An 18,075-nucleotide genomic window follows, 5' to 3' on the forward strand; every position below is an offset into this window, starting at 1 on the left:
TTTCTATCTAATCATGAATTATCAATGTTCCATGTTTCATGAATTCTAAAAATGGAGCATTGATATACTTTATAAATCATTTGAAGATATATAGTTAATCCAATTATGGTAACTTTAGATTTATTAGTTGCTATTATAATTTTATTTTTAGACTCTCTGATTATCAATAATAAAATAATTATCATTAATTGAACTAAATTTCAGCAATACTATGATGTAAGCGTTGTAATTTATATTCAATTTTTATATAACTTTTTATTATCAATAGTATAAAATTATTCAAATTTTTTTGTATCTTGCTTAGAAAACTTAATGATTTGTTCTTTGCACGAATATGGCTATCGTGTAATATAGTCTGTATTATAAATCTGATTAAATTGCGAATATTTTATGAAATCCGCTCTAAAACTCTTTTCTCTTTTTTTAGTTATTTTCACATTATTAGGCTGTGGTTTAAAAGGTCCACTTTATTATCCTGCAGATCAGTCAAATGCAATTATTGAATCTAATGATACAAATAAATTGGCTTAAAGGAATAATATAATGGACTTTTTACATTATCAAAATGGCCATTTATTGGCGGATAACGTTGCTATTTGTGATTTGGCTAATCAATATGGTACCCCTTTATATGTTTATTCTGCTGATCATATAACTAAGCAATTTCATTCTTATCAAGATTCTCTAAAAAATAAGAAGCATTTGATTTGTTATGCTGCGAAAGCGAATAGCAATTTATCTGTTTTAAACTTATTAGCTAAACTTGGTGCAGGTTTTGATATTGTTTCACAAGGTGAATTAGAGAGAGCTTTAAAAGCTGGTGCTGATCCTAAAAAAATTGTTTTCTCAGGGGTTGCAAAATCAGTTGTTGAAATTAGACGTGCGCTTGAAGTAGGAATTAAATGTTTTAATGTTGAATCAGAACCTGAATTATATCGTATCAATGATATTGCTCATCAATTAGGGAAAATAGCTAGTATTTCTTTACGGATTAATCCTGATGTAGATGCAAAAACACATCCGTATATTTCAACAGGATTGCGTGAAAACAAATTTGGTATAAGTTATCAATTAGCTTTAGATACTTATCGTAAAGCAGCATCATTAAATAATATTAAAATAGTCGGTATTGATTGTCACATTGGCTCTCAATTAACCGAGTTATCGCCTTTTCTTGACGCGGCTGATCGTATATTGGCATTAGTTGACCAACTAGCAGCAGAAAATATTCATCTTGAGCATATTGATTTAGGTGGAGGGTTAGGTATTTGTTATCATGATGAACAGCCACCATCAGCGACATTACTGGTATCAAAACTAATTGAAAAGTTAAAAAATTATCCTGAACTTGAAATTGTTTTCGAACCAGGTAGATCAATCATTGCCAATGCTGGATTATTAATTACTAAAGTTGAATATACTAAGCATCAAGATGGTAATCACTTTGCGATTATTGATGCCGGGATGAATGATTTAATACGACCAGCTCTTTATCAAGCGTGGATGCAAGTTATACCAGCCAAAAAGTCAACAGATTCAAATACCCAAAAGATTTATAATGTTGTTGGGCCAATTTGCGAATCTAGTGATGTATTAGCTTATCAACGTGAACTCTCAGTTGAACAAGATGATCTGTTAGTTATTTGTAGTGCAGGTGCTTATGGTTTTAGTATGGCATCTAATTATAATAGTCATCCTCGACCGGCAGAAGTCATGCTTGAAAATGGTAATCAGCATAAATTGATTCGAGAGCGTGAAACTTTTGATGATTTATGGCGTGGTGAATTAGTATTATAATTCATTATAAAGCTGATAAATATGTTTTCTAAATTTTGCTTGATAAATCCATATAATCAAACAAATATGATGAAAAAGTAATAAATACTGATGATTTACAATAAAAGGTAACTAGAGATGAACTTTTCAAAAATGCATGGACTGGGTAATGATTTTATGGTTATTGATGCAGTAACGCAAAATGTTCATCTTTCAAGTGAAATGATTAAACGTATGTCAGACCGATATACAGGGATTGGGTTTGATCAGCTACTTATTGTTGAGCCACCTTATTCTCCTGAAAGTGATTTTCATTACCGTATATTTAATGCCGATGGTTCTGAGGTTGAGCAATGTGGTAATGGCGCTCGTTGCTTTGCTCGCTTTGTGCGATTAAAAGGATTGACTAAAAAAAGAGTGTTAAAAGTCAGCACTATGAAAGGTAATATTGTTTTGACGGTGAATGATGATGAAACCGTTCGGGTTAATATGGGAACACCAATTTTTGAGCCTAATAAAATTCCTTTCAAAGCCATTAAAGAAGAAAAAACTTATATTATTCGATCACAAGAACAAACAGTTTTATGTGGTGTCGCCTCTATGGGGAACCCGCATTGTATAATTCAAGTTGAAGATGTGCTAACTGCTCAAGTATTAACTTTAGGTCCGCTATTAGAGCAACATGAACGCTTTCCTGAAAAAGCGAATATTGGTTTTATGCATATTATTGATCGAGATAATATTAATTTGCGTGTTTATGAAAGAGGCGTGGGTGAAACTCAAGCTTGTGGAACAGGAGCTTGCGCCGCTGTTGCTGTTGGCATTAATCAAGGATTATTAAACCAGCGGGTGAATGTTAATCTACCCGGAGGAAAATTAATAATAGATTGGAAAGGTAATCAGTCGCCGCTTTATATGACTGGACCAGCTACACATGTATATGATGGTTATATTGCTATTTAATTGCGCTAAACTTTATGAATTTTATTAACTGATTACATAAAGACAATGAAATAAATTATGGTCGTAAAAAAAACACAAACATTGAAGTTAAAACAGCCGCGACGAAAAAAATCATTTGTTAAATTAAATGATGAAATGGTTAGCCAATATATTATTGATAACCCAGATTTTTTTATTCGAAATGCGACTCATATTGAACGCATGCGCGTACCACACCCTGTGCGAGGTATGATTTCACTACCTGAATGGCATATGGCAAGGCAACGTAATAAAATTAGTCAACTCGAGTCAGAAATCACATTACTGATGGAGCACGCAAGTGCTAACGAATTACTCTTTAATCAGTTAATAAAATTGCAATTTCAATTAATAAAAGCAAAAGATATAAACGAATTATTAGATTCTTTAAAAATTTGGGCCAAAGATTTAGGACTTAGTGGTGCCTATTTATATTTATTTGATGATAAATGGTTACTTAGTGCACCATCAAATTATCATTATTTAGCTTTAAACTCCTCGCAGTTTGATTTTATTCGTGTAAGACATTTACAGTATAGCCAATTTTATTTGGGGTCATTAAATACAACTGAATTAGATTTTTTATTACCTAAACATGGTTATGTTGGCTCTGTAGCTTTATCACTATTGGGGCAATTTGGTGATCTTGGTTTATTAATGTTTACGAGTACAGATCCTCAGCATTATCAGACTGGACAAGGAACCTTGTTGTTAGAAAAGATCAGTGAAATATTGCCAATTCTTATTGAAAAATGGATTATGCGAAAAAAGTAAGGAAATATGATGGTTAAAATTAATCCTAATTACTCTTCTTTTTTAACCGGGCCTGTTGAGCATTTTTTAAATTATTTGAAATCTGAAAAACAACTTAGTATAAATACTCAAATTAACTATCGTCGTCAACTTTATGCGCTTATTGATTTAACTGAAGGCTTAGATATTACTAAATGGCAGGATATTGATTCATCTGCTGTGAGGTTACTTATTAGTCGCAGTCGACAAACCGGCCTACAAGCTCGTAGTTTATCATTAAGATTATCTGCATTACGCAGTTTTTTTGATTGGATGGTTAAAAACGATCAAATCTCAGCCAATCCAGCCCGTGGTGTATTAAACCCTAAATTGGGTCAACATCTTCCAAAAAATATTGATATCGATGAGATCAATCAACTACTTGATATTGAGTATAGTGATCCGCTTTCTGTACGTGATAGAGCAATGTTAGAAGTAATGTATGGCTCAGGATTACGACTTTCTGAATTAGTGAGTCTCAATTGCCGAGAATTAAATTTAACTGAAGGTGAAGTCCGAGTAACAGGAAAGGGTAATAAAGAGCGAAAATTACCTTTAGGCCGAGAGTCAATTAAATGGATTGAGCACTGGTTAACTATGCGAAATGATTTAAATCCACAAGATGATGCCGTTTTTATCTCTAAACTGGGTAAGCGTATATCACCACGAAATGTTGAAAAACGGTTTGCACAATGGGGTGTAAAGCAGGGATTAAGTTCACATATTCATCCGCATAAACTGCGCCATTCATTTGCTACTCATATGCTTGAATCGAGCGGTGATTTACGCGCAGTACAAGAATTACTAGGTCATGCGGATTTATCCACCACCCAAGTTTATACCCATTTGGATTTTTCACATTTATCAGAAGTTTATGATTCGGCTCATCCAAGAGCTAAAAGAGGAAGAAAATAATGCACTTTTATCGTTCAATTAACTGCATTAAAGCAATCACATTCGATCTTGACGACACTTTATATGACAATAGTACGATTGTTGATAAAGCTGAAGAGGAAGTGATAAAAAACTTACAACAATATGAGCCATTACAGTATCTAACCTTGGATTTATATTATCAAGAAAAAAAGTTGGTCCTTGCTGTAAATCCAGAAATATATCATGATGTTATAGATTGGCGAGTTGAGACAATCAAATCGTTATTAAATAAAACCAATATCCCTTTAAATGAATATAGCAAGATTATTGATGAGGCTATTGATTGTTTTAATTTTTGGCGTCATAAAATGGTTGTTCCTAAATCAACACATATATTACTAACTAAATTAGCCAATAAATACCCATTAGGTGTGATTACTAATGGTAATGTTGATATAAACAGAATCGGTTTAGGTGACTATTTTAAATTTTCGCTAAGAGGTGGTCCTGATGGTCGCTCAAAACCATTTCCCGAAATTTTTGCTTTAGCCGCTCAGAAATTAGCTATTCCTAATAATTATATTTTGCATGTTGGTGATAATTTGGAGACAGACGTCAATGGTGCGATCAATAATGGTTTTTTAGCTTGTTGGATTAATATTTTTGGTAAGGATATTTATCATCTTTCAGATGCTAGATGTTTACCACATATTGAAATAACACAATTGCCAGAATTAGATAATCTGTTATAATTCAGTGCATATATGTATAAAAAGACAGGCATTAAATGTTTATTACATTTAATGCCTGTCTTTGTTCTTTTTTATACCTACTTATAATAATTATAAATACAATGAAAAAATTAAAAACGTTTACAACATTTACAACATTAATACTAATTAATGTTTGCTATAATTGCGATGGGTTAACACATCATGGAAAATAAACAGTCATTATTAATCGACCTAAACACTGAACAAAAAAATGCTGTTACAACTGATAGCCAATACACCATTGTTCTTGCTGGTGCGGGAAGTGGTAAAACACGTGTATTAGTTCATAGAATTACTTGGTTGTGTGTTGAAAAAAATTATTCACCAAACTCAATTTTTGCCGTTACCTTTACCAATAAAGCGGCGGCTGAAATGCAAGAGCGTATACAAGCTTTAGTTGGTGAAGGATACTTAAATGGTATGTGGGTAGGAACTTTTCATGGTTTAACCCACCGTTTGTTGCGTATGTTTTCTCAACAAGCTAAATTACCTGAGAATTTTCAACTTATTGATAGTGAAGATCAGATCCGCCTTATCAAACGAATTTTTCGTGAACTTAAAATTGATGAAAAGGAATGGTCACCAAAAGAGTGTGCTAACTTTATCTCCACGCAAAAAGAAAAAGGACTTAGGGCAGATAATCTAAAACCAGAAGATTCGAAACAAGCAATGTGGCAAACAATTTATCGTGATTATCAAGCAATTTGTGATAGAGTTGGTTATGTTGATTTCTCAGAGTTAATTTTGAGAGCATATGAATTGCTTTGTAGTAATGAAACTGTTTTAAATTATTGTCGCCATCGTTTTTCAAATATATTAATAGATGAATTTCAAGATACTAATAAAATTCAATATTGGTTGGTGAAAAAATTAGCTGGTGACACAGCAAACGTAATGATTGTTGGTGATGATGACCAGTCAATTTATAGTTGGCGTGGAGCTAATGCTGATAATTTACAAATGTTCATCGATGATTATCCAGAAACTGAAATCATTCGTTTAGAGCAAAATTATCGATCGACAGGCATTATTTTAGACTCTGCAAATAAGTTGATTGCTAATAACCGCAATCGTTTGGGTAAAAATTTATGGACCGACAGTGGTGACGGAGAAAAGATTTCACTATATATTGGTTTCAATGATATTGATGAAGCACGATTTGTTGTAGGTCAAATAAAAAAATATCATGCTGATAATCATAATTATGCTAGCTGTGCCATTTTATATCGTAATAATGTGCAATCACGTATTTTTGAAGATACCTTATTACAAGCCGGTATACCTTATCAAATTTATGGTTCAATAAGATTCTATGAAAGGCAAGAGGTTAAATTAGCTTTAGCTTATTTACGATTATTGCATGACCATGATAATGATATGGCATTTGAAACTACGGTAAATACCCCAACTCGTGGCATAGGCAGTGTCACTTTAGATAAAGTTAGATTATGTGCTAAGCAGAATAATATTTCGTTATGGGATGCATGTTTAATGCTGATCGAAAAAAATGCTTTAGCTGAAAGACAACGCTCAGGTATTAGTCGTTTTTTAGAATTAATGGAATCTATTCATGTCGAAGTTAATGAATTACCATTTTATAAACAATTAGATGCAATTATTAAATTATCTGGCGTATTGCAAATGTATGAACAAGAACCTGGTATTAAAGGACAAGCTAGATTAGATAATCTAGAGGAACTTGTTTCATCTGCAGAGCAATTTTTTAGAGTTAACCAAGACAATGTAATTCAAGACAATGAAACTGGCAAAACCTTGACTGTTTTAGAATCATTTTTAGCATTTACCTCTCTTGAAAGCCGTGACGTAGTAAATCAACAAGATTCGGTGCAATTAATGACGTTACATTCAGCGAAAGGTTTAGAGTTTGACAATGTCTTTATTGTTGGTTTAGAGGAAGGTCTTTTTCCTGCACTACGCTCTCAAGAACGAGAAAAAATGGAAGAAGAAAGACGCTTAGCTTATGTTGGTATTACCCGAGCTCGTAAGTTTTTAACTCTCTCTTTGTCTGAATCAAGGCGACTTTATGGCCGTGAGGAGCGTAATTTGCCATCACGTTTTTTAGCTGAATTACCAACTGAAAATTTGCAAGAAATCAATTCTCGAGCTAATTTAACATCATATAATAATGATTCTTCCAATAAAAATGAGCAGTTCTACCAAGATCGTAAAAAGTCATATATTAAGAAGAAAAAAGAAAGCGATGGATACACATTAGGTAGGAAAGTTAAGCATAATCGTTTTGGTGAAGGTACCATTGTTAATTTAGATGGTGAAGGTGAGCATAGACGAGTGCAAATTGCTTTCATTCATGAAGGGGTTAAATGGCTAGTAGTGAAGCTGGCAAATCTTACCTTAATGTAAATGATAGATTCTAAATAATTAAAGGATGCTAAGTTTTAGCTTAGTATCCTTTTTGGATTATTATTGCTCTGATTGCTCTTGTACTGATAAAGCAAATATCTCTTCAAATGGTTGATCTGTTCGATTACATATCCATTTGTCATCAATCAAATCAAAATGATAACCTTGCTTTTGTGTTGCTAACCAAACTTGAAAAAGTGGTTCTTGAGTATTAACGATAATTTTACTATTGTTTGGAAAACTAATGGTAATAACGTTGCCGTTAGTTTCATAATCGAGGTCTATATCATGTTCGTCAGCGTATTTATCTAGATATAATTCAATTTGATAAAAAAGTTGATCCGTTAAGGCATGGAATTGCGTGATATTCATATTGATGTGATTACAATTTTGTAGTTAATAAATTGATATTAGCATAAAAAAAAATACTCTGCCACCGCTAGGTGGCGAGTGTAAAAACGAATGAAAATGGAACTAACTGTTTAATGGTAAGGAACAAGCAATAACCATTAATTTATGCTTTTCATCGCCTTTTTCTGCTCTCATCCATCGACTAGGAATATCAATAGTGTTTATCAATTTACCTTCGGCAAAATAGTTTTCGATAAGTTCAATTTTACCTTTTGCAATTTCTTTTTTATCACAATTAGCATAATAATTAATAACTACAGTGTGATATGGTGTTTTTACATTATCAATATTTTGAACTAATGCTGGAACATAATTAGAAACTTCTTTAAAAATACGAATTTTATTGTTATAAGGATGTAACTTTATAGAATTTTTATCAAGATAAGAATAACCAATAGTGTTGTCCTCATCAGTTTTAGATAGAGGTGTAAATTGAGCACCAATTTTAGGATTACTTAGCATTACCTGTACCTCTTTAGCTTGAGAGGCTAATTCAGCTTCAGTAAGTGGTTTCTTTTCTTCTGCATGAGTGATAGCGGTAAAAGAAAAGAGCATTAAAAATAAACATAATTTTTTCATTTAAATTTTATCTCCCTCTTTTGAGCTATTTTCAATTGGTTTATTTTGTTGAGTTTGAGACTGTTTTTCTTGAGCTTCTTTTTGTTCTTTTTCTTGTTGTTTTTTCAATTTATAAGCTTTGATCTTTTCTTGACGCACTTTATCCATCTGTTCATCAAGTGGTTTCATATCAGGGCGATCTTTATAAAGAATGTCTTTCTTAATATCTCCTTGAATAGAACAGAGTATACGGTTTTGATTATCAGTAAAAGTTTCTAAATAAAGAGATTTTTCAATGGTACCAAGTTTGGGGACAACACCATCAATCGAGTAGGGATTATCTTGCCATACTGGTGATTTTGCATTTCGATCATAAATTTTGGCATTGGCAATATAAACATTGTTATTATATTGTAACCATTTTAAATTATTAAGTGTTTTAGTAATTTCCTCTTGGCTATTATCGAAGATAAAGCCCCAATAGTAATATTGTCCCGATAAATTGGTTGGAATATAGATATTTTGATAGCCAGTTATCGTTAATCCGTGGTATTTAAGAGGTTTTTTGAAATTAACTTTATCTTTATTTTGTTGATAAATTGATTCTACAGGAATATAAGTAACATTATCTGTTGTTGTTAAATCAACATATTCGCTGAATAATTGTTTATTTTCAGCCAATTGTTCAAAAAAATGGTTATCACAAGCGAGAAAACTATCTACTATCTTATCTGTAATGCTTACGGTATCGTTCTGCGCCAGAGCCATGCAAGAAACGAAAGAAGAACAAACAAGCACAGTAAGTTTTTTTATTATCATAAAGCGGTTCCTTTCACCAAAATCACGCTAATTGTTTGTAATAGTATTGTAAAGTAATGTAAATATTTGTGTCAATCTAATTCAAATTATTTTGAACTAAAATTAGTAAGTCCCCGTTTTTAAAAGAGATTTCTACTTTATCATTAATGGCTTTGTTACGTAAACTAATGCAGCCGCCAAGAACTAATGTTTGATCTTTTAAGGGGTATTCAAAGCCAGTTATAGTCAAATTAGTTACCGTCGACAATGGCATTAACGAAATAATATGATTTTTTACGTGGTCAATAATCTGATGATGATCAGCAAAGAAAAAATAGCAATAATTATCATAAAACAACATTTTGAACTGGTGATAGTATTGCATAGCTGTAGACAAGTTACCTAAGAAATGATCACTAGCTCCGCCTGATGCACCATATATTGTAAATTTTGTAACACCTTTACTATTTAAAAATAGTAATGCTTTTTCGAAATCAGGCTTAGATTGATCTGGAGTATGAATAATTTGTGTTTTTGACGGAATTGCCCTAGTTGAGTCAATGCTATCTAAATCTCCGATAATAAAATCAGGTTCAACGGCTGATTTAAATAAATAGCTATGATATGCACCATCAGTACAGGCAATATAAGTATAATCTTTTATATTACTAGGAATATCTTTTGGAGGTTCACCATTGACAAATAGTAATGCTGTTTTTTGGGGCATGATTATTCCCATTAAATTAATTTATAGTGTTAATGTATAAGCCATAATAATTGCATCTTCTTGATGACCATCAACAGTTGGATAATAATTTTTTCTGACTGTTATTTGATTAAAGCCAATTGAATGATATAACTCAATTGCTGGCGTGTTAGATTCTCTAACTTCTAACCATAGAGTTGAAATAACCTGTGGTGAGTTTATGGCTGTTAAATTATCAATTAAATGATTTAATAATGCTTTAGCTAATCCCTGTTGTCTATAGGCAGGATGTATTGCAATATTAAATAAAGTTGCTTCATCGGCAACTTGTTGGCAAATACAAAAGCCGACCAGTTTATTATCAACGGTTATTTTAAGATTAATATAACGTTCACCTTGATTTGAAAAAAAAGTTTCTTTAGACCAAGGGATAGGGTGGCATATGAGCTCTAACTCATAAGCTGCCGTTAAATCATGTTCATTCAGGATGGAAATTGTTTTCATATTCACATAACTGCTGCCAAAGTTTACGTTTTTGTTGTGGATCTTTCGCTAACGAATCTAAATCACTGGTGTTTATGGTTAAATTATTTTGCCATGGTTCATTGCTAAGCACATCTATAAACCATGTCACTATTTTCACTTCATCCGCCGAAATAATTAATTGCGAAGGGGTAAGAAATAACACTTGTTCTTCTGTTAAACGGATGGCTTTTAAAATATCGTAATATATTTTTTGTGTTGGTTTTTGTTTAGCAACGACAATTAAACGAATTTTTTCGTCTATATGAGTCGCAAGTTCTCCCTGGAATACGGTCGAATTGCGTAAAACATATTGAGTAATATTACATTGCTTAAGATACCAATCAGTTTGTGTCATTGTCAGATTACGGTTTTACTAGGGATTAAAGAAAGTTAATTGTATAATCTTCGCTTCAATTTATAAAGGTTTTTCATTGAGGCATTATGGCAACATCTGTTTTTACTCCAGCTAGCCAAGTACTTGAACGTCATCAGTCATTTTTTGATGATAAAAATATTCTTATTGCTGGCGATATTCAAGACAATTATCCTGCGATTATTGCAGCAAATATCGTCAAGATTCATTGTTCCCAATATCATACTTTTTTAAGCTTTAAAAATAGTAAACGAGCTAATAACACTATATTTTCGCTCTATCCTGATACATCTTTTTATAGTGATATAAATACCCTCATTTATTATTGGCCTAAAACCAAGAGTGAAGCACAATTTCAGTTATCATATTTATTGAACAATATGCCTAAAGATAGTGATATTTTTATCATTGGTGAAAATCGTTCTGGGGTAAAAAGTGTTGAAGGGCTGTTAAGTGACTTTGGTTCTATCCAAAAAATAGATAGTGCAAGACGATGTGGTTTATATCATTTTCGAGCTGATAGTCGTTTGGCTTTTGAAGTAAAAGACTGGTGGTTGAGTTATCACTTAACGATTGAAAATCAGGATATCGAAATTAAAAGCTTACCAGGTGTCTTCAGCCAGAAAGCCTTAGATGCAGGAAGTGAGCTGTTATTAAATGCACTTATGGATCATAGTGATATTATCAAAGGAAATATCCTTGATGTCGGTTGCGGCTCGGGCATATTATCAACAGTAATAGGTAAACTAAATCAAGATATAAGCTTAACATTAACTGATGTAAGTAGTGCTGCATTAGAATCAAGTAAAGAGACTTTAGCTGCTAATAACATTGTTGCACGTGTTATTGCTAGTGACGTGTTTTCAGATATAAGCGATAAATATCATTTAATTATCTCTAATCCACCTTTTCACGATGGCAAAGAAACAAGTTATACCGCAGTTAATAAGTTGATTAAGGAAGCAAAAAAACACTTAAAACTAAATGGTTATCTTTGTATTGTGGCAAATTCATTTTTACCATATCAATCGATCTTGGATGAAACATTTAAAAGTGTTGAAATTATTGCTCAAACGACTAAATTTAAGGTTTATTTAGCCAGTCATTAACATTTAAATCAGTATCATTAAATAGTCATGCGTGAATTTATTTAATTAAATCACGCGTGAAAACTGTTGTTGTCGCACCAATCGACGCATATAAATATCAAAACACATGCAAATATTACGAATTAAAAGCTGGCCTTTAGATTGAACATTGATGCTATCTTGATTAACGACAACTAATCCATCTTGTTCTAGTGGTGCAAGTAGTTTTAAATCTTCAGCAAAATAGTCATCAAATTGGATATGGTAATGTTGTTCAATCTGTTTTTTATCAAGCTGAAAATGGCAAATAAGTTGTTTAATAACATCTCGACGTATTTTATCATCACGATTTAAGGTAAATCCTTTCCATAAACCATGTCCTTTTTGTTCGACTTGATCTTGGTAACTTCTTAAATCTTTTTGGTTTTGGGCATAACTGTCTCCCAACATACTTATTGCTGATACACCAAGACCAAGTAAATCGGCATCTCCCTTAGTGGTATAACCTTGAAAGTTGCGATGTAACTTGTTTTGTTGTTGTGCGATAGCTAACTCATCAGTAGGTTTTGCAAAATGATCCATACCTATAAATTGGTAACCAGCGAGAGTCAATTTTTCAATACTGGTTTGTAAGATTTTCAATTTCTGACTCGCATTAGGTAAATCATTATCTTTGATCTTACGTTGTGCAGCAAATCGACTAGGTAAATGTGCGTAATTAAAAACACTTAATCTATCAGGCGAAATATCAATCACTTTATTTAATGTTTCGGTGAAACTTTCAACAGTTTGCTTAGGCAATCCGTAAATTAAATCTAGACTAATAGAACGAAAGTTATTTTTTCTTGCTTGGGTAATTAGTGAACGGATCAAATTTTCATCTTGCTCGCGATTAATTAAATTTTGAATTTCATGATTGAAATCTTGGATCCCCATACTTAACCGATTAAAGCCAACATTAGCTAGATGATCAATCGTTTGTGGACTTATTTCTCTTGGATCTATTTCAATGGATAGTTCGGCATCTTGAGCAAAGTTAAAGTGTTTTTTGATCGATGAGAGCAAGCGGCTAATTTCAGCATCAGTTAAAAAAGTAGGGGTGCCGCCGCCCCAATGCATTTGTGTTACAGTCCGGTTTTTAAATAATCTGGACTGTTTAGCGATCTCGATATCTAATACATCAAGGTATTTAGTGACTTTGTGGGTTTGTCGTGTAATCAGTTTGTTACAACCACAAAAGTAACAAAGTTTATGGCAAAACGGAATATGTACATACAGCGATAATGGTCGTTCAGGATAAAGGTTGGTCGCTAAAATAAAATCTTGTTCAGTAAACTGTTCGTTAAATTCAAGTGCTGTTGGATAAGAGGTATATCTTGGGCCTGAATAGTTATATTTTTCAATTAACGCTTGATCCCATAACTGGGTTTGAATCACATTTTTATTTAATCCTGCGTTTGACATTGTCATTTCCATAACGTTTTGCTGTATTACGTTGTTTTGCTCTTATTTGTGTTTTTAATTTAATGTAATTAGTTTTTTTTAAATATAATAATGTGCAAATAAATAATCCTAAATATAAACCTAGCATAATCAATAGTAGCATGGTGGTATATGACTCTTTATCGTGGTTATTTTGTATATAAGATTATTGATGGTTTATAATGCATATTTAACTAAAACTAACTTAATTACGTTTAAGTAAACTGACGATATCTTCTTTGGTTTCTTCTTGCTCATCCTCGAAATCTTCATCTTCATAACCTAATATTTGCATAAGTTTGTCTATACGGTTTAGTTTATTATCAAGATAAGTTTGTTGCTCGTCAGTTAAGATTTTACCTTGCTCTACTAAATCTAGTAATTGATCCAGTTTAGTATCATTTTCAAGTTGTTCTAATTCTTGTTGTGGTGTTAACTTGGCTTTAGTTATTTTGGGTTGATTAATTTTATCTATATTTTTAATAGATGAATTATCATCTATTACCAATGAAATTGGTTTTTTACTGCCAACACGAGGATCTTTTATTGTTTTAGTTGCTTTGTTATTTTGATTGTTATCTTGACCATTAAAACGTGAACCACTCGGTAAACCTTTATGTTTACGTTTGCGCTTTAACTCACGAGATTCTTCATTAATCTCTTGGCGGGTTTTTTTAGGTTTTTGTTTTGATTTATTTTTTAACATACAATCTCAATTTAATATCTGATAATTAACTCACTAAACGTATTTTACCAGTAAGTCATCAATATAGCTATGAGCATGAGATAATACCAATTTATGATTGTAAAAAAATAGATTTAGTATAATCTGAGCCAAATTATTTATATCAGCTAGCAATAGAGAATAAAATATGACAAATCATTTGAGCCCTTACATGCAATTTACCCGACAAGAATGGGCGAGCTTGCGTAATGCGGTACCAATGACTTTAACGCCAGAAGAATTGACTTCATTACAAGGTATTAATGAAGATTTATCCATGGATGAGGTAAGTGAAATTTACTTGCCTTTATCTCGATTACTCAATTATTATATAAGCAACAGTTTTAGCCGCCAGGCAGTGTTATCAAAATTTTTAGGGAAAAGTCAAAAAATACCTTATATTATTGGTATTGCAGGTAGTGTAGCTGTTGGTAAAAGCACTACCGCCCGTGTCCTACAAGCATTGTTGACTCGTTGGCCAGAGCATCGGAAAGTTGCATTGGTAACAACCGATGGTTTTTTATACCCTAACCGTTATCTTGAAGAACGTGGTATCATGAATAAAAAAGGATTTCCACAATCCTATGATATCAAAAAATTACTTAATTTTGTTGCTGATGTAAAGTCAGGACAAGCAGAAGTTAAGGCGCCCGTTTATTCTCATTTAGTTTACGATATTGTTGAAGATGAACATATTGTTGTTGATAGTCCAGATATTTTAATTCTTGAAGGATTAAATGTTTTACAAGGCACCATAAACTATACTCAAGCTAATAATCGTGTATTTGTTTCTGATTATGTCGATTTTTCGATCTATGTCGACGCACAATTACCGCTATTACACGATTGGTATGTTAACCGATTTTTAAAATTTAGAGCTGGGGCATTTAGTGATCCTAACTCTTACTTTAACCATTATTCAAAGCTTCCAGAGGAAGAGGCCGTGAATATTGCTAACCGCCTTTGGCGAGATATCAATGAATTAAATTTGATTGAAAATATCCTACCAACACGGGAACGAGCAAGTTTAATTTTAACCAAAGGTAAAGATCATAAAGTAGATTGTGTTCAATTAAGAAAATAAACTTAAGGGGAATCAATATGAAATCAGCAATAAGGTTATTAAGTAAGTTAAGCATTATCACTTTAGTTACTGCATTTTCGGTAAATAGTTATGCATCAAGCAATGACGAAAACCAAGGATTAAATTGTGATGCTAAAAAGCAAGCAATTGAAACGAAAATAGAACAAGCCAAAAAAGCGAATAATACCAATGAAGTGACAGGTCTTGAAAAAGCGTTGCAAGAAGTTAATACCAATTGTACTGATGAAACCTTAGAACAAAAATATAAAAGATTAGTAGTTGAAAAAACTAAAGATGTTACAGATAAAACCAAAGAATTAGCTGAAAAAACTAAAGAGTATGCAAAAGATAAAGTTAATGCTCATCAAGATACAATCGATGCATTAAAAGCGAAATTAAATGATGCCGAAAAAGAATTAGCTGATGCTAAAGATAAACTTGCTGATTATTACAAACAATTGACCAGCAAATAAGTTATATTTGACTTAAAAAAGTGCTTTCCTCACACTTTTTACCTAAGTTCTCAATAAATAAGCACCATTGATCTAGTATTAATGGTGCTTTTTGTTAAGACACGCAACGTTGCTTAAACTGGACTTTTTTATTTAAAAAGAGTATGGTGGGCGCCTAATTACGTGGTTCGTGAACCTCCCACGCTAAAAAACTAAGGAAAAAAATGAGTAATATAACACTACTTGGCGATCAATCCGTTCGCTATCCTACTGACTATTGTCCAGAAATTTTAGAAACATTCGATAATACACATCCAGAAAATGATTATTTTGTAAAATTTAATTGTCCTGAATTTACCAGTCTTTGTCCGATAACAGGACAACCTGATTTTGCCACTATTTATATTTCGTATGTGCCAAATATTAAAATGGTTGAAAGTAAATCGCTTAAGCTTTACCTATTCAGCTTCCGCAATCATGGTGATTATCATGAAGATTGCATTAATATCATCATGAAAGATCTAATTAAATTGATGGATCCGAAATATATAGAAGTGTGGGGTAAATTTACTCCCCGAGGTGGAATATCTATCGATCCTTATGCCAATTATGGTAAAGCCGGTACGAATTGGCAACAAATAGCTTTGAATCGCTTGGCTAATCATGACCTTTATCCTGAAAAAATCGATAATCGTTAATTTTTCTACTGGATTCGTTAAAAATGCAAAATCGTAAAGCTCTTGTTATCTTTTCAGGTGGCCAAGATTCTACAACTTGTTTATTGCAGGCCATTGCTGATTATGGTCGTGAAAATGTCGAAACCATTAGTTTTCAATATGGTCAGCGTCATGCAATTGAACTGGAAAAAGCTAAATGGATTGCTGAAGATCTTGGTGTCAAACAAACTGTTATTGATACTTCGGTGATTAAACAGACCACTAATAATGCTTTGATTGATGACTCGCAAGAAATCAAAGTGGCCAAAGAAGGGGATTACCCGAATACTTTTGTTGACGGTCGTAATATGCTGTTTTTACTTCTAGCTGGATGTTATGCCAAACAACAAGATATTTGCGACATTATTATTGGTGTTTGTGAAACTGATTTTAGTGGCTATCCTGATTGTCGTGATATTTTTATTAAATCAATGAATGTATCGATGAATCTGGCTATGGATTATAACTTTAATCTTATTACACCGCTAATGTATCTCACTAAAGCTCAAACATGGGAGATGGCCGATAAACTTGGTTATTTGGCTTATGTCCGAAAGCATACACATACTTGTTATTATGGCGTTGATGGTGGTTGTGGTAAATGTCCTAGCTGTATTCTTCGCGAAAAAGGTTTAAACGAATATCTTAATCATTCAAATTAATTGTAACACTGGGTTCACTTACCCCATTAAAAAAGGAAAAATTTATGTATCTGAACACTAATTCAGAACAAACTAGCCAATTTACTCACGCACAACAAATGAAAGCCCTTGGTTGGCTTTCGTTTTTTCATATTTTGGTTATTGCTTCAAGCAATTATCTGGTACAAATCCCTTTTGATATTTTTGGTTTCCATACCACTTGGGGAGCGTTTACCTTTCCATTTATCTTTTTGACTACCGATTTAACTATTCGGGTCTTTGGCGCGAGTTTAGCGAGGAAGATTATTTTTGTGGTGATGATTCCCGCTTTACTATTTTCTTATTCTATCTCAGTACTGTTTTTTGAAACCCATTGGATGGGATTTTCCGCGTTAGCCGAGTTTAATAGCTTTGTTTTCCGGATTGCTTTAGCGAGTTTTGCCGCTTACTTAGTAGGTCAATTGATGGATATTACCGTGTTTAATTATTTACGTAAAAATAGAGCATGGTGGGTAGCGCCTTCAGCATCGGCAATATTAGGTAATGGTATTGATACCATCGTCTTTTTTGCGATCGCCTTTTATAAAACTAATGATGAATTTATGGCTACGCATTGGGTTGAAATTGCTACTATCGATTATAGCTTTAAAATTATTATCTGTGGATTATTCTTTTTACCGTTATACGGAATTATTTTAAACTTTATCTTAAAAAAATTGCTTATCAAATCTCAGTAACTTGACTTTAAGTTTACCTACAAGTTATTACTTATTCGCTAGTTAGAGTTTATTGACAATATAGTAAATTCTAACTGCCTATTTTTCTTTCTCAAAAAGGCCGTTCCTCAAAATTTTTAACAAAATTCATAACTTAATTATAAAAAAAATTATAAATCTGATTAAAGAAGTTTTGCTAAACTTTGTCTGAAAGTGCATAA

General features: G+C 32.4%; 21 protein-coding genes and 1 riboswitch. Of the genes, 13 read left to right on the forward strand and 8 right to left on the reverse strand.

The window, feature by feature from the left end; genetic code table 11:
- The first annotated feature begins 390 nt into the window (after window positions 1-390).
- The 7 genes from H3T56_RS09655 (at window position 391) to uvrD (ending at window position 7,580) form a co-directional block, all read left to right on the forward strand.
- Window positions 391-531, forward strand: coding sequence for a lipoprotein (locus tag H3T56_RS09655; protein WP_108720888.1), 141 nt, complete (start codon window positions 391-393; stop codon window positions 529-531).
- Window positions 532-543: 12 nt separating this feature from the next.
- Window positions 544-1,797 (forward strand): diaminopimelate decarboxylase, encoded by a 1,254-nt coding sequence (lysA, locus tag H3T56_RS09660; protein WP_198192831.1) that lies wholly within the window; start codon window positions 544-546, stop codon window positions 1,795-1,797.
- A gap of 117 nt (window positions 1,798-1,914) precedes the next feature.
- Window positions 1,915-2,739 carry a diaminopimelate epimerase gene (gene dapF, locus H3T56_RS09665; RefSeq protein ID WP_198192832.1) on the forward strand — a complete coding sequence of 275 codons (825 nt, stop codon included), beginning with the start codon at window positions 1,915-1,917 and terminating at the stop codon, window positions 2,737-2,739.
- A gap of 57 nt (window positions 2,740-2,796) precedes the next feature.
- On the forward strand, window positions 2,797-3,531 hold the full coding sequence (locus H3T56_RS09670; RefSeq protein ID WP_086320380.1) for a DUF484 family protein: 735 nt from the start codon (window positions 2,797-2,799) through the stop codon (window positions 3,529-3,531).
- Between the two features lie 9 nt (window positions 3,532-3,540).
- Window positions 3,541-4,464 (forward strand): tyrosine recombinase XerC, encoded by a 924-nt coding sequence (xerC, locus tag H3T56_RS09675; RefSeq protein ID WP_034901417.1) that lies wholly within the window; start codon window positions 3,541-3,543, stop codon window positions 4,462-4,464.
- Window positions 4,464-5,177, forward strand: coding sequence for a 5-amino-6-(5-phospho-D-ribitylamino)uracil phosphatase YigB (gene yigB / locus H3T56_RS09680; protein ID WP_065578012.1), 714 nt, complete (start codon window positions 4,464-4,466; stop codon window positions 5,175-5,177). Before xerC ends, yigB begins: the two co-directional genes overlap by 1 nt.
- Before the next feature lie 183 nt (window positions 5,178-5,360).
- Window positions 5,361-7,580 carry a DNA helicase II gene (gene uvrD, locus H3T56_RS09685; protein WP_065578011.1) on the forward strand — a complete coding sequence of 740 codons (2,220 nt, stop codon included), beginning with the start codon at window positions 5,361-5,363 and terminating at the stop codon, window positions 7,578-7,580.
- Window positions 7,581-7,640: 60 nt separating this feature from the next.
- Here uvrD and cyaY read toward each other — a convergent pair whose 3' ends face one another.
- From cyaY to H3T56_RS09715, 6 genes are all read right to left on the reverse strand, one after another.
- Window positions 7,641-7,952 carry an iron donor protein CyaY gene (cyaY, locus tag H3T56_RS09690; RefSeq protein ID WP_065578010.1) on the reverse strand — a complete coding sequence of 104 codons (312 nt, stop codon included), beginning with the start codon at window positions 7,950-7,952 and terminating at the stop codon, window positions 7,641-7,643.
- Between the two features lie 102 nt (window positions 7,953-8,054).
- Window positions 8,055-8,570 (reverse strand): surface-adhesin E family protein, encoded by a 516-nt coding sequence (locus H3T56_RS09695; protein ID WP_086357035.1) that lies wholly within the window; start codon window positions 8,568-8,570, stop codon window positions 8,055-8,057.
- Complete coding sequence (locus tag H3T56_RS09700; protein WP_065614304.1) at window positions 8,571-9,368, reverse strand: hypothetical protein; 798 nt, start codon at window positions 9,366-9,368, stop codon at window positions 8,571-8,573.
- Between the two features lie 76 nt (window positions 9,369-9,444).
- Window positions 9,445-10,074: a thiamine diphosphokinase gene (locus H3T56_RS09705; protein ID WP_165755214.1), complete on the reverse strand. Its 630-nt coding sequence runs from the start codon at window positions 10,072-10,074 to the stop codon at window positions 9,445-9,447.
- Window positions 10,075-10,095: 21 nt separating this feature from the next.
- A complete protein-coding gene (gene rimI / locus H3T56_RS09710; RefSeq protein WP_086354204.1) occupies window positions 10,096-10,557 on the reverse strand; it encodes a ribosomal protein S18-alanine N-acetyltransferase in 462 nt (153 codons plus the stop codon).
- Window positions 10,532-10,933 (reverse strand): DNA polymerase III subunit psi, encoded by a 402-nt coding sequence (locus H3T56_RS09715; protein ID WP_034901402.1) that lies wholly within the window; start codon window positions 10,931-10,933, stop codon window positions 10,532-10,534. The genes rimI and H3T56_RS09715 overlap by 26 nt, the downstream gene beginning before the upstream one ends.
- Before the next feature lie 86 nt (window positions 10,934-11,019).
- Between H3T56_RS09715 and rsmC the strand changes: the two genes are divergently transcribed.
- Complete coding sequence (gene rsmC, locus H3T56_RS09720) at window positions 11,020-12,060, forward strand: 16S rRNA (guanine(1207)-N(2))-methyltransferase RsmC (protein WP_065614300.1); 1,041 nt, start codon at window positions 11,020-11,022, stop codon at window positions 12,058-12,060.
- 45 nt (window positions 12,061-12,105) lie between these two features.
- Here the strand turns inward: rsmC and hemN are convergent, their stop codons facing one another.
- Together hemN and yihI are read right to left on the reverse strand one after the other, a co-directional pair.
- Complete coding sequence (hemN, locus tag H3T56_RS09725) at window positions 12,106-13,503, reverse strand: oxygen-independent coproporphyrinogen III oxidase (RefSeq protein ID WP_086354206.1); 1,398 nt, start codon at window positions 13,501-13,503, stop codon at window positions 12,106-12,108.
- Window positions 13,504-13,726: 223 nt separating this feature from the next.
- Window positions 13,727-14,227, reverse strand: coding sequence for a Der GTPase-activating protein YihI (gene yihI / locus H3T56_RS09730; RefSeq protein WP_065614299.1), 501 nt, complete (start codon window positions 14,225-14,227; stop codon window positions 13,727-13,729).
- 166 nt (window positions 14,228-14,393) lie between these two features.
- Between yihI and coaA the strand changes: the two genes are divergently transcribed.
- The 5 genes from coaA (at window position 14,394) to H3T56_RS09755 (ending at window position 17,875) form a co-directional block, all read left to right on the forward strand.
- Complete coding sequence (gene coaA / locus H3T56_RS09735) at window positions 14,394-15,329, forward strand: type I pantothenate kinase (RefSeq protein ID WP_034901396.1); 936 nt, start codon at window positions 14,394-14,396, stop codon at window positions 15,327-15,329.
- A gap of 17 nt (window positions 15,330-15,346) precedes the next feature.
- Complete coding sequence (locus H3T56_RS09740) at window positions 15,347-15,802, forward strand: DUF1090 domain-containing protein (RefSeq protein ID WP_034901394.1); 456 nt, start codon at window positions 15,347-15,349, stop codon at window positions 15,800-15,802.
- A gap of 156 nt (window positions 15,803-15,958) precedes the next feature.
- Window positions 15,959-16,003, forward strand: a riboswitch (PreQ1 riboswitch).
- 2 nt (window positions 16,004-16,005) lie between these two features.
- Entirely contained in the window at window positions 16,006-16,479 is a 474-nt protein-coding gene (gene queF, locus H3T56_RS09745) for a preQ(1) synthase (protein ID WP_198192833.1), read from the forward strand.
- 23 nt (window positions 16,480-16,502) lie between these two features.
- Window positions 16,503-17,159 carry a 7-cyano-7-deazaguanine synthase QueC gene (gene queC / locus H3T56_RS09750; RefSeq protein WP_198192839.1) on the forward strand — a complete coding sequence of 219 codons (657 nt, stop codon included), beginning with the start codon at window positions 16,503-16,505 and terminating at the stop codon, window positions 17,157-17,159.
- A 44-nt stretch (window positions 17,160-17,203) separates the two neighbouring features.
- Window positions 17,204-17,875 carry a 7-cyano-7-deazaguanine/7-aminomethyl-7-deazaguanine transporter gene (locus tag H3T56_RS09755; protein ID WP_065578001.1) on the forward strand — a complete coding sequence of 224 codons (672 nt, stop codon included), beginning with the start codon at window positions 17,204-17,206 and terminating at the stop codon, window positions 17,873-17,875.
- Window positions 17,876-18,075 lie beyond the last annotated feature (200 nt).

Origin of the sequence: Gilliamella sp. W8123 (genome assembly GCF_016101085.1) — a bacterium.
GTDB classification, from domain to species: domain Bacteria; phylum Pseudomonadota; class Gammaproteobacteria; order Enterobacterales; family Orbaceae; genus Gilliamella; species Gilliamella apis.

Bases quoted from the DNA above. Each gene is read 5' to 3' on its own strand.
- queF (WP_198192833.1), top strand. From the start codon at position 16,006: ATGAGTAATATAACACTACTTGGCGATCAATCCGTTCGCTATCCTACT.
- H3T56_RS09755 (WP_065578001.1), top strand. From the start codon at position 17,204: ATGTATCTGAACACTAATTCAGAACAAACTAGCCAATTTACTCACGCA.
- H3T56_RS09670 (WP_086320380.1), top strand. From the start codon at position 2,797: ATGGTCGTAAAAAAAACACAAACATTGAAGTTAAAACAGCCGCGACGA.
- dapF (WP_198192832.1), top strand. From the start codon at position 1,915: ATGAACTTTTCAAAAATGCATGGACTGGGTAATGATTTTATGGTTATT.
- lysA (WP_198192831.1), top strand. From the start codon at position 544: ATGGACTTTTTACATTATCAAAATGGCCATTTATTGGCGGATAACGTT.
- H3T56_RS09695 (WP_086357035.1), bottom strand. From the start codon at position 8,570: ATGAAAAAATTATGTTTATTTTTAATGCTCTTTTCTTTTACCGCTATC.
- xerC (WP_034901417.1), top strand. From the start codon at position 3,541: ATGGTTAAAATTAATCCTAATTACTCTTCTTTTTTAACCGGGCCTGTT.
- uvrD (WP_065578011.1), top strand. From the start codon at position 5,361: ATGGAAAATAAACAGTCATTATTAATCGACCTAAACACTGAACAAAAA.
- cyaY (WP_065578010.1), bottom strand. From the start codon at position 7,952: ATGAATATCACGCAATTCCATGCCTTAACGGATCAACTTTTTTATCAA.
- H3T56_RS09715 (WP_034901402.1), bottom strand. From the start codon at position 10,933: ATGACACAAACTGATTGGTATCTTAAGCAATGTAATATTACTCAATAT.
- coaA (WP_034901396.1), top strand. From the start codon at position 14,394: ATGACAAATCATTTGAGCCCTTACATGCAATTTACCCGACAAGAATGG.
- queC (WP_198192839.1), top strand. From the start codon at position 16,503: ATGCAAAATCGTAAAGCTCTTGTTATCTTTTCAGGTGGCCAAGATTCT.
- H3T56_RS09705 (WP_165755214.1), bottom strand. From the start codon at position 10,074: ATGCCCCAAAAAACAGCATTACTATTTGTCAATGGTGAACCTCCAAAA.
- H3T56_RS09655 (WP_108720888.1), top strand. From the start codon at position 391: ATGAAATCCGCTCTAAAACTCTTTTCTCTTTTTTTAGTTATTTTCACA.
- H3T56_RS09740 (WP_034901394.1), top strand. From the start codon at position 15,347: ATGAAATCAGCAATAAGGTTATTAAGTAAGTTAAGCATTATCACTTTA.
- yigB (WP_065578012.1), top strand. From the start codon at position 4,464: ATGCACTTTTATCGTTCAATTAACTGCATTAAAGCAATCACATTCGAT.
- hemN (WP_086354206.1), bottom strand. From the start codon at position 13,503: ATGTCAAACGCAGGATTAAATAAAAATGTGATTCAAACCCAGTTATGG.
- rsmC (WP_065614300.1), top strand. From the start codon at position 11,020: ATGGCAACATCTGTTTTTACTCCAGCTAGCCAAGTACTTGAACGTCAT.
- yihI (WP_065614299.1), bottom strand. From the start codon at position 14,227: ATGTTAAAAAATAAATCAAAACAAAAACCTAAAAAAACCCGCCAAGAG.
- H3T56_RS09700 (WP_065614304.1), bottom strand. From the start codon at position 9,368: ATGATAATAAAAAAACTTACTGTGCTTGTTTGTTCTTCTTTCGTTTCT.
- rimI (WP_086354204.1), bottom strand. From the start codon at position 10,557: ATGAAAACAATTTCCATCCTGAATGAACATGATTTAACGGCAGCTTAT.